This window comes from Sphingobacterium sp. UBA1498 (genome assembly GCF_002325125.1).
Classification (GTDB): Bacteria; Bacteroidota; Bacteroidia; order Sphingobacteriales; family Sphingobacteriaceae; genus Sphingobacterium.
Genome location: NZ_DCRG01000003.1, coordinates 13,466 through 27,942 on the forward strand (window position 1 = coordinate 13,466; position 14,477 = coordinate 27,942).

14 protein-coding genes are annotated in these 14,477 nt (G+C 41.4%); 5 read left to right on the plus strand and 9 right to left on the minus strand.

The window, feature by feature from the left end:
* Positions 1-49 precede the first annotated feature (49 nt).
* The 6 genes from B3139_RS01605 to upp form a co-directional block, all read right to left on the minus strand.
* Positions 50-1,705: an amidohydrolase gene (locus B3139_RS01605; protein WP_293879480.1), complete on the minus strand. Its 1,656-nt coding sequence runs from the start codon at positions 1,703-1,705 to the stop codon at positions 50-52.
* Positions 1,706-1,997: 292 nt separating this feature from the next.
* Positions 1,998-2,408 (minus strand): BrxA/BrxB family bacilliredoxin, encoded by a 411-nt coding sequence (locus B3139_RS01610; protein ID WP_209578750.1) that lies wholly within the window; start codon positions 2,406-2,408, stop codon positions 1,998-2,000.
* 146 nt (positions 2,409-2,554) lie between these two features.
* On the minus strand, positions 2,555-3,088 hold the full coding sequence (locus B3139_RS01615; RefSeq protein ID WP_209578749.1) for an AAA family ATPase: 534 nt from the start codon (positions 3,086-3,088) through the stop codon (positions 2,555-2,557).
* Between the two features lie 23 nt (positions 3,089-3,111).
* Positions 3,112-3,714 carry a nicotinamide riboside transporter PnuC gene (pnuC, locus tag B3139_RS01620; RefSeq protein ID WP_209578748.1) on the minus strand — a complete coding sequence of 201 codons (603 nt, stop codon included), beginning with the start codon at positions 3,712-3,714 and terminating at the stop codon, positions 3,112-3,114.
* Positions 3,715-3,788: 74 nt separating this feature from the next.
* A complete protein-coding gene (locus B3139_RS01625) occupies positions 3,789-4,262 on the minus strand; it encodes a ribonuclease H-like YkuK family protein (RefSeq protein WP_209578747.1) in 474 nt (157 codons plus the stop codon).
* Between the two features lie 104 nt (positions 4,263-4,366).
* Positions 4,367-5,014: a uracil phosphoribosyltransferase gene (gene upp, locus B3139_RS01630; RefSeq protein WP_209578746.1), complete on the minus strand. Its 648-nt coding sequence runs from the start codon at positions 5,012-5,014 to the stop codon at positions 4,367-4,369.
* A gap of 284 nt (positions 5,015-5,298) precedes the next feature.
* Here upp and uvrB point away from each other — a divergent pair, with 284 nt between their 5' ends.
* The 4 genes from uvrB to B3139_RS01650 all read left to right on the plus strand — a co-directional run bounded on the left by uvrB (position 5,299) and on the right by B3139_RS01650 (position 10,179).
* Positions 5,299-7,332 (plus strand): excinuclease ABC subunit UvrB, encoded by a 2,034-nt coding sequence (uvrB, locus tag B3139_RS01635; RefSeq protein WP_293879481.1) that lies wholly within the window; start codon positions 5,299-5,301, stop codon positions 7,330-7,332.
* Between the two features lie 148 nt (positions 7,333-7,480).
* The gene (proB, locus tag B3139_RS01640; RefSeq protein ID WP_209578744.1) at positions 7,481-8,512 is read left to right on the plus strand and encodes a glutamate 5-kinase; all 1,032 of its coding nucleotides are present in this window, start codon (positions 7,481-7,483) and stop codon (positions 8,510-8,512) included.
* Positions 8,509-9,759 (plus strand): glutamate-5-semialdehyde dehydrogenase, encoded by a 1,251-nt coding sequence (locus B3139_RS01645; RefSeq protein ID WP_209578743.1) that lies wholly within the window; start codon positions 8,509-8,511, stop codon positions 9,757-9,759. Before proB ends, B3139_RS01645 begins: the two co-directional genes overlap by 4 nt.
* Before the next feature lie 12 nt (positions 9,760-9,771).
* Positions 9,772-10,179: a hypothetical protein gene (locus B3139_RS01650; protein WP_209578742.1), complete on the plus strand. Its 408-nt coding sequence runs from the start codon at positions 9,772-9,774 to the stop codon at positions 10,177-10,179.
* 156 nt (positions 10,180-10,335) lie between these two features.
* On the opposite strand, the gene B3139_RS01655 is transcribed toward B3139_RS01650, so the two are convergent.
* Entirely contained in the window at positions 10,336-11,472 is a 1,137-nt protein-coding gene (locus B3139_RS01655) for an acyl-CoA dehydrogenase (protein ID WP_293879482.1), read from the minus strand.
* 316 nt (positions 11,473-11,788) lie between these two features.
* Between B3139_RS01655 and B3139_RS01660 the strand changes: the two genes are divergently transcribed.
* Complete coding sequence (locus tag B3139_RS01660; RefSeq protein WP_209578740.1) at positions 11,789-12,424, plus strand: peroxiredoxin; 636 nt, start codon at positions 11,789-11,791, stop codon at positions 12,422-12,424.
* 163 nt (positions 12,425-12,587) lie between these two features.
* Here the strand turns inward: B3139_RS01660 and B3139_RS01665 are convergent, their stop codons facing one another.
* Both B3139_RS01665 and B3139_RS01670 read right to left on the minus strand, forming a co-directional pair.
* Positions 12,588-13,694 (minus strand): S1 family peptidase, encoded by a 1,107-nt coding sequence (locus tag B3139_RS01665; protein WP_293879483.1) that lies wholly within the window; start codon positions 13,692-13,694, stop codon positions 12,588-12,590.
* Positions 13,695-13,718: 24 nt separating this feature from the next.
* Complete coding sequence (locus B3139_RS01670; RefSeq protein WP_293879484.1) at positions 13,719-14,291, minus strand: RNA polymerase sigma factor; 573 nt, start codon at positions 14,289-14,291, stop codon at positions 13,719-13,721.
* Positions 14,292-14,477 lie beyond the last annotated feature (186 nt).

Genomic DNA, 14,477 nt, shown 5'->3' on the forward strand with positions numbered 1-14,477 from the left:
TTGGAAGGCAAAGGAAATAGAGATCAGTACAAGGCTCGTTACTAACGGGTTATTGAGTGGTTCTATTCGTGTTGCTATTAAAAACCGTCTCGCCAGCAATGACTGTCCGTTCTGTTTTTACATTTCGCAGTTGCTCATTCGGGATGTTCAAGATATCCTTTTCGAGGATAACAAAATCCGCATCTTTTCCAACTTCGATGCTGCCCCGTTTCTTGTCTTGAAAGCACGAGAATGCCGCCCATATGGTCATTCCTCGCAGGGCATCTTCACGGCTTATCGCGTCTTGCATCTGAAATCCCTGGTCTGGATACCCTTTTTTGTCGACACGAGCCACTGCTGCATGGAAACCATATAAAGGATTGAAGTGTTCTACCGGGAAATCACTTCCCAAAGCGAGTTTCCCGTATTCTTCCAACAGATGCTTATAAGCATAAGCGCCTTTCATACGTTCTGCCCCTAGCCGGTCTTTGGCCCAGTACATATCTGAGGTGGCATGTGTGGGCTGTACTGAAGGGATGATTTGGTACTCTCTAAATTTGTCAAAATCTGTAGGCGATATAATCTGAGCGTGCTCAATACGCCATCTCCGGTCATTGTTATTGTGCGGGTATTTGCCGTAGATATCCAAGATAATACGATTGGCCGAATCGCCTATGGCATGGGTATTTGCCTGAAATTTGCTTGCAGCGATCTGTTTGATCATTTCTTCATACTCCTGCGGACTATGAAGTAAAAAACCATGTGTGGGTGCATCATGGTAATGGGCGAGGAGGCAGGCTCCACGGGAACCCAGCGCACCATCGGCAAGTAGTTTAAACCCTTTGATTTCGAACCGGTCGGTCTCATAGAAACCTTGGTCGATAAATGATTTTATATTTTGAGGACTACCGAGGATCATGGCATAATCTCTGATTTTTAGCTGGCCTTCGCGGTAGTATTTTTTTAAAAGTTCGAGTCTCTCTTTTGATAAACCTGCATCAACAATTGAGGTAAGACCTACAGAAAGTAAAGAGTCCTGTGTGCGTTTGATCATTCTTAAGTATTCCTTTTCGTTGGGAACAGGGATTGTCTTATTGACAAGCTCCATTGCATTGTCGATCAACAGACCATTTGGTATGTTATTGATCCCCCCGACCACCCCACCGCGGATGCTGGGAGTACTGGTTAATTTGGCCCATTCCAGCGCTTTGGAATTGGCGACGGCCGCATGATAATCTACCCGCATAAGATAAACGGGAATATCAGGGAATGCTTTATCCAACAAATCTTTGGTGGGAAAAGCTTTATCTTTCCAGCGATTTTGGTCCCAACCTGCACCGATCAGCCAGGTTTTGTCTGGATTCTTCTGCCTGTAGTTTTTGACACGTTGAATGATCTCTTCAAAGGAGTCAGCCCCGTTTAGATCGACTTGATCCATTAATTCGGCTTCGTCAAACAGATGCGCATGGGCGTCATAAAATCCGGGGTAAATGGGTTTTCCTTCTGCATCAATCTTTTCCTTTGCTTTATATTTCCGCTGTATTTCATCATCCGAACCGATGGCTATAAATTTACCATCTTTGACCGCAAATGCCTGTGCTGTACTAAATGTGGAATCTACGGTATATACTTGCGCATGATATACAATAAAGTCCACTTTGGTTTGTGGAGAGCATGCGATGATCGTCAAGCAGAAAAAAAGAATGGTTATTGGAAGGGTTTTCATAGCCTAAAAATAGAAAAAAGCTTTTAATAAACTGCATCTGAGTTAGTGGCAAGGTATACTGGAGCTCAGGTTTGAGGTTTTGACAGGTTGGTGGAATGCCCTTTGGCAAAGAACCTAGGCTATTTTATGGTGTATGGCTAAGAAAAAGATAACCTGTTAAGTAATGAAATATGAAACGTTCCTTGAAGGAAGGATATGGGGATACACTGTATGCTGCTGCATTTTAAAAAGCAAAAAAGGCTATCCAATTAAATTTGGATAGCCTTTTCAATTCAAAAATCAAAATACGTGATTAACAGTACTCGTCAAATGCTGCGACTAAGTTGTCAGCGATCATTTGAGCTGGGCGACCTTCAATCATATGTCTTTCAATCATGTGTACCAGTTTTCCGTCTTTGAACAAAGCCATTGCTGGAGAAGATGGCGGATAAGGCAACATGTAATTACGAGCAGTGTTAACAGCATCCGTTTCCATACCTGCAAAAACAGTTACTAATTTAGCAGGGTGTTTTTCATTTTTGACAGCAGCTTTTGCAGCAGGACGAGCATTTGCTGCCGCACAACCGCAAACAGAGTTTACAACCACAAAAACGGTTCCTTCTGATGCAATCGCCTGATCAACTGCTTCAGGTGTTTTTAATTCTTCGAATCCTGCATCAACTAATTCTTGACGCATTGGAGCTACTAAATATTCTGGATACATTATTTCTTAAGTAAAATGTTAATATTCTATTTCAATTGTGTGTGATAAAACTTCCTATCCTTGACCTAGATCGGGTCAGGCACCGCAAGTTCTATTTCACTTGTACAAATATAGCTGTAAAAGGCAGCTTCGTCAAGATGCTTGTCTCAAATCAATGTCAGAAAATCGTTTACTGCGCGAAGTCCATTTTCAAGACGCTGCTCACCGAGCCCAGACACAATGCGATATTGTGCATGAAGGGCTGTCAATTCACCTTTCCAGATTTCCATAAAATGATCCCGTTGTTCGGGGAAATCTCGTAACGGATCATCCTGCCAGGGCAGATCGATATCCATCAGGAGATAAAGGTCGTAGGGATGTTGCTGGATTTTATCGGTAACTTCTTCTGGAGTATGGCCAAATAGATAATCAGACCAGATTTTTACGGTAAGGAAGGTCGTGTCGCAAATAAGAATTTGTCCTTGAGCTAATGGAACCAGTGCTTCTTCAAGTGCGACCTGTCCATAAAACATATTGACTTCGTCCTGTAAGGTGTATTTATTGTTGAGGCCTTGACAATAATAGCGTGAATATTCGGGTACACATACCGTTTTAAACTCTTTGGCAAGAAACTGTGCCATCGTTGATTTTCCAGTAGACTCGGGGCCAACAACAGCAATTTTTATAAATTCTTTTCCCACATCGATCGTTTTGATAGGCAATATTACGCAAAATTTTTATAGGTTTTCTGCCAATCGCGGTAGCCATTCCAGGCGATGACCGCGAAGACAAAATAAAGCACGGCTGTCAACATAAGATCTTTATGGATGTAGAGTGGGATATAACAAATGTCTACAAACACCCAAAGTAGCCAGTTCTGGAGGACTTTTCTGGTCATCAGGAATTGGGCGACAAAACTTACCGATGTACAGAATGCATCAATGTAGGGCACATCCGAATTAGTTTTGCGGTCGAGAAGGTACCCGATGGAGATGGTGAGGATAAATATGGCTAAACAGCAGAGAAGCAATTGATTGCTGTTAGCATTGACGATGGGTTTCTTTTTTTCCTCTTTTCGTTTTATCCAATAGTACCAGCCGTAAACAGCAGTAGATAAAAAGTAGAATTGCAGGACAGTGTCTCCGTATAGTTTGGCATCATAAAACAGAATAGCATAGGACGCCACGCTGATGATACTAATCGGCCAATTCCATATGTTTTGCTTAGCGGCCAAATAGACACAAAGGAAGCCTGTCAGTGTACCTAACCATTCGAGCCAAGAGGTATGGGCAAATTGGCGGGCAATCTGCTGAAAAAAATCCTGCATGTGGTGTGTTAAAAATTACACCCTAAATATACAAAGTCCAACCAATAGTCAGTAATTGTTTATCCAATAGTCGATTATTGAACCTGTTTATTGGCACAGTTGGTACTGGCAAAAGACTCCGGCTTAGCCTTAAAGACAAATCCCATACCCATAATATAGCCCATGGCTTCTTTTAGAGCAACATTCGACTGGAAACTTGGATTGGTGTTGATGTCGGCGTGGACTTCAAGGTCCACTTTGTGTTTTTCGAGGAGGGGGCAGAGTTGATAGGCTATATCGATGGATTTTTGCACTTCGAGCAGCATCCTCTCTTTAATGCTCATTCGGTGATGCCTTTTGTCACGTTGGATAAACATAAATCCACCTTTATGTTCCCTGAGAAAGACGATGACTGTTGCGAAGTCGATGATGCCCCGCTTGACTTGGGAATCGGTGCCGATGTAAACCTTGAGCTTATTCCCGAGGGCGTCTTCGCGTTTTATGACTTCTTCAACAGCATCGAAAATTGTGGAGCGAATGGATTCGCCATTGTATTTTTGCCATCTCATAGCGATATAAATTAGATATAACAAAATTCAACTTCATCATTGACATAAATTTACTGAATTTCAATGAGCTAAGTGTTAATTTAATTTTAAATAATTTATCCACATTAGTGGTGTTTTGCACCATAGGCCAGATCTCCTGCATCGCCGAGTCCCGGCACAATATAGGCTTTGGAGGTCAGTTCGCGATCGACGTCACCTACCCAGATGTGCGCTGTTGGAATAAACGCCTGCACATGATTTATTCCTTCTTCGGAAGCGATGGCCGCAACAATGTGCAATTCCTTGATATCGTATTCGGCCAAAAGATCCCGGCAGCATAACACGAGACTTTTTCCTGTCGCCAGCATTGGGTCCACTACAATCACGGTGCGGTTGTCTAAATTGGGGGTATTCACATATTCTTTGTGAATCTCAAACTCGCCGCTTTTTTTGGTATGTCGGTAGGCGGCAATAAACGTATTGTCGGCGCGGTCAAACACATTTAATAGCCCTTGATGAAACGGAAGACCCGCTCTCAGAATCGTAGCGAGCACGGGTTGTTCCATCAGGAGTTGAGTTTTGGCCACACCCAGCGGAGTTTCAACTTCAATGGGCGTGTAGGTCATCGTCTTGCTGATCTCATAAGCGAAGATTTCACCCAATCGTTCCAAATTCCGGCGGAAACGCATGCGATCCTGCTGAATATGAATATCTCTCAACTCGGCGATAAAATGATTTGCAATGCTATTTTGGGTAGATAGAATAGTAACCATGACGTGTGTGCTAGTTCAGTGAAGCTAAAGATAATAAATAATCAATTGAAAGTAATAACATCTACGGTATTATTATAGTTTGCACTCAAATGGTAAAATTTTTAGTAAATTTGTTTTACAACACTACTGGATGTGGCCTGGATCGCATCTCGAAAAAACGTCCTGTTTGCAGATTAAAATCATCAGTTTAAAAAGAACAGTTTTGTGCTTGCCGCTCAAACTATTACTGGTGCAATGTTTGCTGGAAAAGGCCGAGATAGTTTTGTTTAAGAAATAGGAAGTATATGAAATTTGAATTGACATCAGAGTATAAGCCGACCGGCGATCAGCCCGAAGCGATTAGGCAATTGGTTGCTGGAGTAGAGCAGGCAGAGCAATACCAAACGCTTTTGGGAGTGACAGGATCGGGTAAGACCTTTACTGTGGCCAATGTGATTCAGGAAACGCAAAAGCCAACATTGATTTTAAGCCATAATAAAACGTTGGCGGCTCAATTGTACGGTGAATTCAAGCAGTTCTTCCCCAATAATTCGGTCAACTATTTTGTGTCCTATTACGATTATTATCAACCCGAAGCTTTTATTGCTTCTACAAACACTTACATCGAGAAGGATTTAGCGATTAACGAAGAAATTGAAAAGTTGCGCTTGGCCACCACTTCCGCTTTGATGTCGGGGCGTCGTGATGTCGTTGTGGTTTCTTCTGTGTCTTGTATCTACGGTATGGGAAATCCAGAGGATTTCTCCCGTTCTATCTTTCGATTCGGCGTAGGGATGATGGTTACGAGAAATGCTTTTCTGCATAAATTAGTTGAAATTTTATATTCACGCACGACCACAGAGTTTAAACGTGGTACATTTCGCGTTAAGGGAGATACTGTGGATATTTATCCAGCGTATCTGGATTTTGCAATTCGTGTGTCCTTCTTTGGGGATGAAATTGATGAATTGAGTGAGATAGATCCTGTATCTGGTAAAACGCTCCATAAAATGGAAGATTTAGCCCTTTTTCCGGCCAATCTTTTCGTTACGCCGAAGGAAAAATTTAAAGAATCGATTTGGGCTATTCAAGATGAATTGATGCAGCGGAAAACCCAATTGGAAGCCGAGGGCTTGATGCTCGAAGCAAAGCGTTTAGAGGAACGTGTCAATTATGATTTGGAGATGATGCGCGAGCTGGGTTATTGCTCAGGAATAGAAAATTATTCCCGCTTTTTCGACGGTAGGCAGCCAGGAATGCGTCCTTTCTGTTTGCTGGATTATTTTCCGGAGGATTATCTGTTGGTCATTGATGAAAGCCACGTGACCTTACCCCAATTGCGTGCAATGTACGGTGGCGACCGATCACGAAAAGTCTCTTTAGTGGAACATGGATTCAGATTGCCTGCGGCTTTGGATAACAGACCCTTAAACTTTCCGGAGTTTGAATCTTTGACGAACCAGACAATTTATGTGTCAGCTACTCCTGGTGATTATGAACTGCAACAGACAGAGGGTGTGGTGGTTGAACAGGTGATTCGTCCTACGGGGCTCCTAGACCCGATTATTGAAGTGAGACCAGCGATCAATCAAGTCGATGATTTCTTGGAAGAGGTGGATAAGACCATCAAAGAAGGTGGGCGTGTGCTGGCAACTACACTGACGAAACGTATGGCGGAAGAACTTTCCAAATATATGACCAAGCTGAACTTAAAAGTTCGTTATATACACTCGGAAATTAAAACCTTGGAGCGGGTAGAAATCTTACGCGGCCTTCGATTAGGTGAATTTGATATTTTGGTCGGCGTGAACTTATTGCGTGAGGGACTTGATTTACCGGAGGTTACGCTGGTTGCTATTCTCGATGCAGATAAAGAAGGTTTTTTGCGTTCTGAACGTTCGCTTATTCAGACGATTGGTCGGGCTGCCCGGAATGATAAAGGTCGGGTTATTATGTATGCAGACAAAATGACCGACAGTATGCGTGTGACGATCGATGAAACTAATCGACGTCGGGACAAACAGATGAAATATAACCAGGAACATGGCATTACTCCGCGTACAGTCGGCAAAACTAGAGAGGAAATATTGGAGCAGACCTCTGTCGCCGATTTCTCAGGTATTGAACCTAAAATTTATGTCGAACCGGATCCATCGCAGGCTGTTGCAGCTGATCCAGTGATGCAGTATCTGAGCGAGAAGGATCTGAAGAAAGCAATCGATAACGTCCGTAAGAAAATGGATAAAGCTGCGAAGGATATGGACTTTCTGGAAGCAGCGAAATATCGTGATGAAATGTTTTCCCTCGAGAAGCTTTATGAAGAACGGTTCTCCTTCTAAAGGGGCTTTTGTTTTCAGGTGCCTATTTTTTGTGGGTGAAGTGGTTTTTTTCTGTAAAATTATATTGTTCAATTGTTAACATATTTTGCAAAAATCAAATTCTTCTCAGTAAATTAGTGCTCAAATCTAAACTAAAGCATACTTGAAAATGAAAAAGCCAATTCTTGTTGTCAAATTCGGATCGGCTTCTATTACCACGAAAGAGGGAGAAGTTGATGAACGTATTGTTTTGGAGATCGCTAGGCAAATTGCTTCTTTACAAAAGAAATACAATATTGTCTTGGTGTCTTCTGGGGCTGTCGCTGCCGGTAAACGTTTTTTGCCCAATTATACGGGGACATTATCAGAACGTAAGGCTGCCGCTGCAATTGGAAACCCCATACTGATCAATACATATTCAACTTATTTCCGACCCTTCAAAATTTCTTTGGCACAAAGCTTATGTGAACGACATCATTTTTCCAATCGGGATCAATTTCTGCAATTGAAAAATACATACGAGGAATTGTGGAAGAATAATGTTATTCCAATCGCAAATGAAAATGATGTGGTGAGCAATAAAGAACTAAAGTTTTCAGACAATGATGAGCTGGCAACCTTGATTGCTGTTGGCTTTGGTGCCGAAAAACTATTATTCAGTACTTCTGTCCCAGGAGTATTAGATACAAACAACAAGATTATACCGCAAATTGAAACAATCGACAGGGACATCCTGGGATTGGCAAGGAAGGACAAATCGTCGGTGGGACTGGGTGGAATGACGTCAAAATTGAATTTTGCCCGATTAGCCAATCAGATGGGGATTGCTGTTGTGATTTTTAGCATGCAAACTGAGGATGCCATTCAGAAAGCAGTGAAACATGAGACTGGTACCTTGTGCCTACCTGAAAGCAAGAAAATATCATCCCGTAAGAAGTGGCTTGCGAGCGGGAGTTTAATTAAAGGAGAATTGATGGTTGACCGCGGAGCAGAGGAAGCGTTATTAAAGCACAAGAGTCTTCTGGCTGTCGGTGTTACACGAATCGTCGAGCATTTTGAAAAGGGAGAAGTGTTAAATATTGTCAATCTAGAAGGCTTAACCGTGGCCGTTGCCCGGGCGAAAATGGATTCATCCGCTTTGTCCCAATCCAGTAAAAAAAATATAGAAATTGCACACGCAAATGATATCGTATTGTTATGAGTGAATCCATTGTAGAACAACTTCAGGCAGCGGCCAACGCTAAAAATGTATTGCAGAAGCTAGCACCTGAAACCAAAATAACGCTTTTAAATGCTATTGCAGATGCTCTTGTCGAACAGGAGTCGGTTATATTACAGGCCAATAAAAGTGATCTGGACCGCATGTCTGATGAAGATCCCAAAAAAGACCGTCTCTTGCTCAACGGTGATCGTCTAAGAAGTTTGTCTGATAGTGTGAAGCAGATTGCACAGTTAGCGGATCCAACAAACCAGCTCTTATTAAAAAAGGTGCTACCCAATGGATTGGAAATAGAAAAGATCACTGTTCCGCTTGGAGTTGTTGGGGTAATCTATGAATCGCGGCCCAACGTTACTATTGACGTTGCTGCTTTATGTATTCAATCGGGTAATGTTTGTTTGCTGCGTGGCGGTTCCGATGCCCAATATACCAATCAAGCTTTATTAACCGTAATCCATGGAATTTTGAACGAACAAGGTATTACGAAGGATATTGTACAACTGTTGCCTGTGGACAGAAAGCACGTTTCAGAATTGCTGGAGGCGACGTCTTATGTGGATATTATCATCCCACGTGGGTCGCAGTCATTGATCAATTTTGTGCGGGAAAACGCCAAGGTACCTGTGATTGAGACAGGGGCAGGAGTATGCCATACGTACGTCGACTGTACCGCAGATTTGGATATGGCAGCGAAGATTGTCGCGAATGCTAAAATTTCTAGACCTTCTGTCTGTAACTCCTTGGATACAGTTTTGGTCGATAAGGATGTTGTAACGGAATTTTTAGTTAAACTGGCTCCGTATCTCGAAGAGGCTCAAGTTGAAGTCTTTGCTGATGCTATTGCCTATCAGGTACTAAAACATGAAAATTTTTCAAATTTAAAGCGAGCAGAAGAGGCGGATTTTGGAAAGGAATTTTTAGATTTGAAATGTTCGGTAAAAACCGTTGACGGTTTGGATGAAGCGCTGGAACATATTGGAAAATATTCTTCCAAACATTCGGAATGCATCGTCTCTTCCAATGAACTTCATATTGAGCAATTTTTAAATACAGTGGATGCCGCTGCGGTGTATGCCAATGCGTCGACACGTTTTACAGATGGCGGAGAATTTGGACTTGGGGCTGAAATAGGGATTTCTACTCAGAAATTACATGCACGGGGGCCATTTGCATTAGAAAAGTTGGTTACAGAGAAATGGATTGTCCGCGGAAACGGTCAGATTCGATAATAGATCTATACGATGGGAATAAGTTTTAAAAGAGATTTGATGGTACGCTGGGTGGAGGACATCGGGAAATTTCTGCGGATATGGATTGACGGTTACGATGCGTTTGCTGAGCCTGAAGATCCGGCCCAGTTTGCCGAAGCCTATCAGAAGTTTTTTGAAAGGGATCGGAGTTTTTATTTGAGTATTTCCGAAGCTGAGCTTACAGCTTATGCAAAAAATGACCTGGATGCGCAACAATTACATCCACTGGCACTGACGCTATTATTTGATGGGTTGAATGCTACGGATGGTAGCCAGGAAAACTTACTTCGTAAAGCAAAGCTCATTCTTAATCTAGCTATGGCCCAAACAGCCAGCTTTGCTTTTCAAGATTACCAGTATCTAGCGATGATCGATAATAAATTGAAAACTATAGACTAGAGCAGCGAACTGTCTGCTAAGTTCATGTAGTATTGAAGTGCTATAGGAACTTCGAGTTGTGATATGAACGATACTGCGCTTAGCAGAGAAAATAAACGGGAGCTGTCAGTTATTAAACTGGCGGCTCCCGTTTATTAAGGGATTTTTAACGGAATGCTACCGCAAGATTTCTCGGGCAATAACCAGGCGTTGAATTTCGGAGGTACCTTCATAGATTTGGGTGATCTTTGCATCACGCATTAACCTTTCGACATGATATTCTTTTACGTAACCATAGCCACCGTGGATCTGTACAGCTTCTACTGTGTGTTTCATGGCAACTTCAGACGCATGTAATTTGGCCGTTGCTGCTTCTTTACCGTAGGGAAGTCCTTGATCTTTAGTCCAGGCAGCTTTATATGTCAAAAGCCGAGCGGCCTCAATCTCGACCTCCATATCGGCCAATTTAAATTGAATAGCTTGATGTTCCGATATTGGCTTTCCAAAGGTCTTACGCTCTTTTGCGTAGGCCAAAGCAAGATCATAAGCGCCAGCAGCTATTCCCAAGGCCTGCGCAGCGATACCTATACGCCCGCCATCCAGCGTTTTCATGGCAAATTTAAAACCGAAACCATCTTCTCCAATACGATTTTCTTTGGGAATCTTAACATCGGAAAATAGGAGCGAGTGAGTATCTGAACTGCGGATGCCCAATTTGTTTTCTTTAGGGCCAATGGTAAATCCAGGCAGTCCTTTTTCAACGATTAAAACATTGATTCCTTTATGGCCTTTTTCAGGATGTGTCTGTGCAATGACAAGATAGATATCGGCATGCCCCCCATTAGTGATCCAGTTTTTTGTGCCATTTAGTAAATAATGATCCCCTTTATCTTCTGCAGTTGTATGTTGTGACGAGGCGTCAGAACCGGCTTCGGGTTCGGATAGCGCAAATGCACCAAGTTTTTCCCCCTTTGCTAAAGGAATCAGGTATTTCTGTTTCTGTTCTTCCGTCCCAAAAGCATTAAGTCCATATAATACCAGGGAATTGTGAGCGGAGACAATAACGGCCGCGGAGGCGTCAATTTTGGCAATTTCTTCCAGTACGAGAACGTAGGCTAACGTATCCATACCCGCACCGCCATAAATTTCCGGTGTCATGATGCCCATAAATCCAAGTTCGCCCATCTGTTTGACAAAATCGGTAGGAAATTTAGCGGATTCATCGCGTTCTATTACTCCAGCCTTTAATTCCTGGGCAAATTCCCGCGCTGCATCGCGGATCATTTTATGTTCTTCGCTTAATTCAAAATTCATGGTATTCCTATTTTTGGTTTATCAGTTACCAAGCCGATAACTAGCTATCTAATAAGGTTTGATCTCAAAAAGTTTTTCCTAACACATGATTAGTTTAGAAGCTCAATGTAAAGCCATACCCAAATATACAAAATATATATTATGCAAGCATAGTAATTACGCGATTAACTTTTGTGCTTTTGCATATTTAAACGGTGGATGAGATGACCTTAGTTTTTTCATATTAATTTAAAAAAATGAAGAATTACTTGTTTGCTAAATTTAATCTACTATATTTGTAGACTATATAATGTAAACACATTTAAAAAATAAGATTATGAGTTTAAGATTAGGAGATGAAGCGCCAAATTTTAAAGCGCAAACAACCATTGGTGAAATAGACTTTCACGATTATATTAAAGATAGCTGGGTCGTTTTCTTTTCGCATCCGTCAGATTATACACCGGTATGTACCACAGAGTTGGGGCGCACAGCAAAGTTAAAATCTGAATTTGACAAAAGGGGTGTAAAAGCCATTGCGCTGAGTGTAGATAATGTAAACGATCACTTAAACTGGATCAAGGATATTAATGAGACGCAAAATACAGAAGTGAATTTCCCGGTTATAGCCGATGAAGATCATCATGTATCCGAATTATACGATATGATCCATCCGAATGCTTCTGCAACAACTACGGTGCGTTCGGTATTCATTATAGGGCCTGACAAAAAAATCAAATTGACGTTGACTTATCCAGCCTCAACAGGTCGTAATTTTGATGAGATTTTACGGGTTATTGATTCGTTGCAGCTAACGGCAGATTACCAAGTGGCTACGCCTGCTGACTGGAAGCATGGGGAGGATGTTATTGTTGTCCCTGCGATTAAAACGGAAGATATTCCAGCTAAATTCCCAAAAGGATTTAAAGAAATTAAACCGTATTTGCGGACTACGCCGCAGCCAAACTTATAGTAATTTTGTTCTGTTGTCCAAAAGCCTCCATTGCATTATAACAGTCCGGTAAGTCGGAAGTGGTATGTGAGGTCAAAGGAAGAGAAATTAGCTAAAGATCAGAATACAAAAAAAGCAACGTCGGGAAAACGTTGCTTTTTTATGTTACTAAAAGATGCCGGTCTTAATAAACTTTGACCATATAAATATAGTCTTGCATTTTCTTGATTTGTTCTGTTCTTGGTAAACCTGCCAAACTGTTCTTTTTGTTGATCTTAAGACCCGTAACCAAAGAATCCGTTGGAATGTCCGCTAAAGCATTCAAGATCGATTTTGTTTTGATTGCAAAGGCGGCACCATCTATGCCGCGTTGCTTTCCAGAAATAATACCAATCACATTACCTCTGCTATCCAATACGGGACCGCCACTGTTACCTGGATTAACTGGTACGGATATCTGATACGCAATCGTATCACCGGCATAGCCTGTTGATGAACTTAGATATCCCTGACCATATACGGCTTCATCTCGGGGAAATCCTATGGTATAAATATCTTCACCAAGATCTGAAGTTGATGTTTTGAATGTGTAAGGTAAGCTTTTAACTTTCTTAAAGTTCTTATCAGCGATGTACAAAATAGCCAAGTCTTTGCTTGGATCAGTATGTACGATTTGTGCTTTATAGGATTCGCCTTTATTATTTTGCAAATAAATCGAATCGGCACCACTAACAACGTGGTAATTAGTGACAACATAACCATCTGTTGTCAACATAAAGCCTGTTGCGCCAAATTGGCTCTCGGTACCTTTCACTGATTTTTTGTCGTTGATATCTTTGATTGCAGCATTATGAGCATTGACGTTCTTTTTGACATTGTTCATGTCTCTACGCAATGCACTGTAATCGGAAGATGCCTTTTCGAGGTTGCTGTAATAACCGCTCAACCATAATGTGCCAAACACTGCAAATACCGCGACTACTGCAGCTACCAAAGAACTGGCTTTGATACGTTCCCAAAGTGAAATCACCGTTGATTGCTTCATTGGAACGACCTTGGTCGTTTTACTTTGGGATTTATGGTATTCCTTTGCTGATTGTGCCAATGCATTTTTGAAATCTAGACGATGACTAGTTTCTTTCATATGGGCAACAAATTCGCGGTGTTGTTGTAATTGGGCAGCATAGGACGGGTGTTCAGCACAGAAAGATTCAAATGCAGCTTGTTCCTCGGCCGATAATTCGCCGCGAAGATATTGATCTGCTAATTCGAAAAATTCTTTTTGATTCATTGTTCCCATGGTGTTACTCAAATTTTAATCTGTTGAAAAAAATATTTTTTTCAGCCGTTGCAGGCATTTATACTTCTGAGTCTTGGCATTATCTGTATTGGTATAACCAAATTTTTCACAGATATCCTGCATCGAATGGTTTAAGATATAGAAGTCGTGTAAGATTGTCTTACAGGGTTCTCCCATTTTCTCTAAGGCAAGCTCCATTTGGTCGAACTTTTTTTCAAGTTCTTCATGCTGTTGTAGATCTTCTTCCTCAAATAAGGAATCTTCATAACCGCGAATGTCACTATTGCCAAAACCAGCACGATTGAGTTGCTTAAGCCAAAGCCTTCTGCAAATCGAGTAAAGATATGTTTTAAGTTTGCTGCTGAGCTCAAAGTTCCCTTTGGAAACTTTATCGTAGAGCACAATGACAGCTTCTTGAAAGATATCTTTCGCTTCATCCTCCCTTCCATTATTTTGCAAGATCATATGGCTTATAGACGGATAGTAACGCTTATAGATAGCATCTATCGCCAAGCTGTTGCCGTCTTTGATGCCTTCAATGATTTGCTCATCATTTTCTAGCAGGACTGATTTACTGAATTTACTCACCTATTAATACCTTAATGCTTAAATTGTAACCCTTTGAAAAATAAAATTATTCGAAATAATTTCAAACGCAAACTTTTATTTGTTTAAAGTGAAATCTACCCAAAAATACTGCTTATTCCTGATAACCGAAAGCATTTGTTTTTTATTGGAATAGTGCGATCTATTTCTCAGCACTGCAAGTTTTCC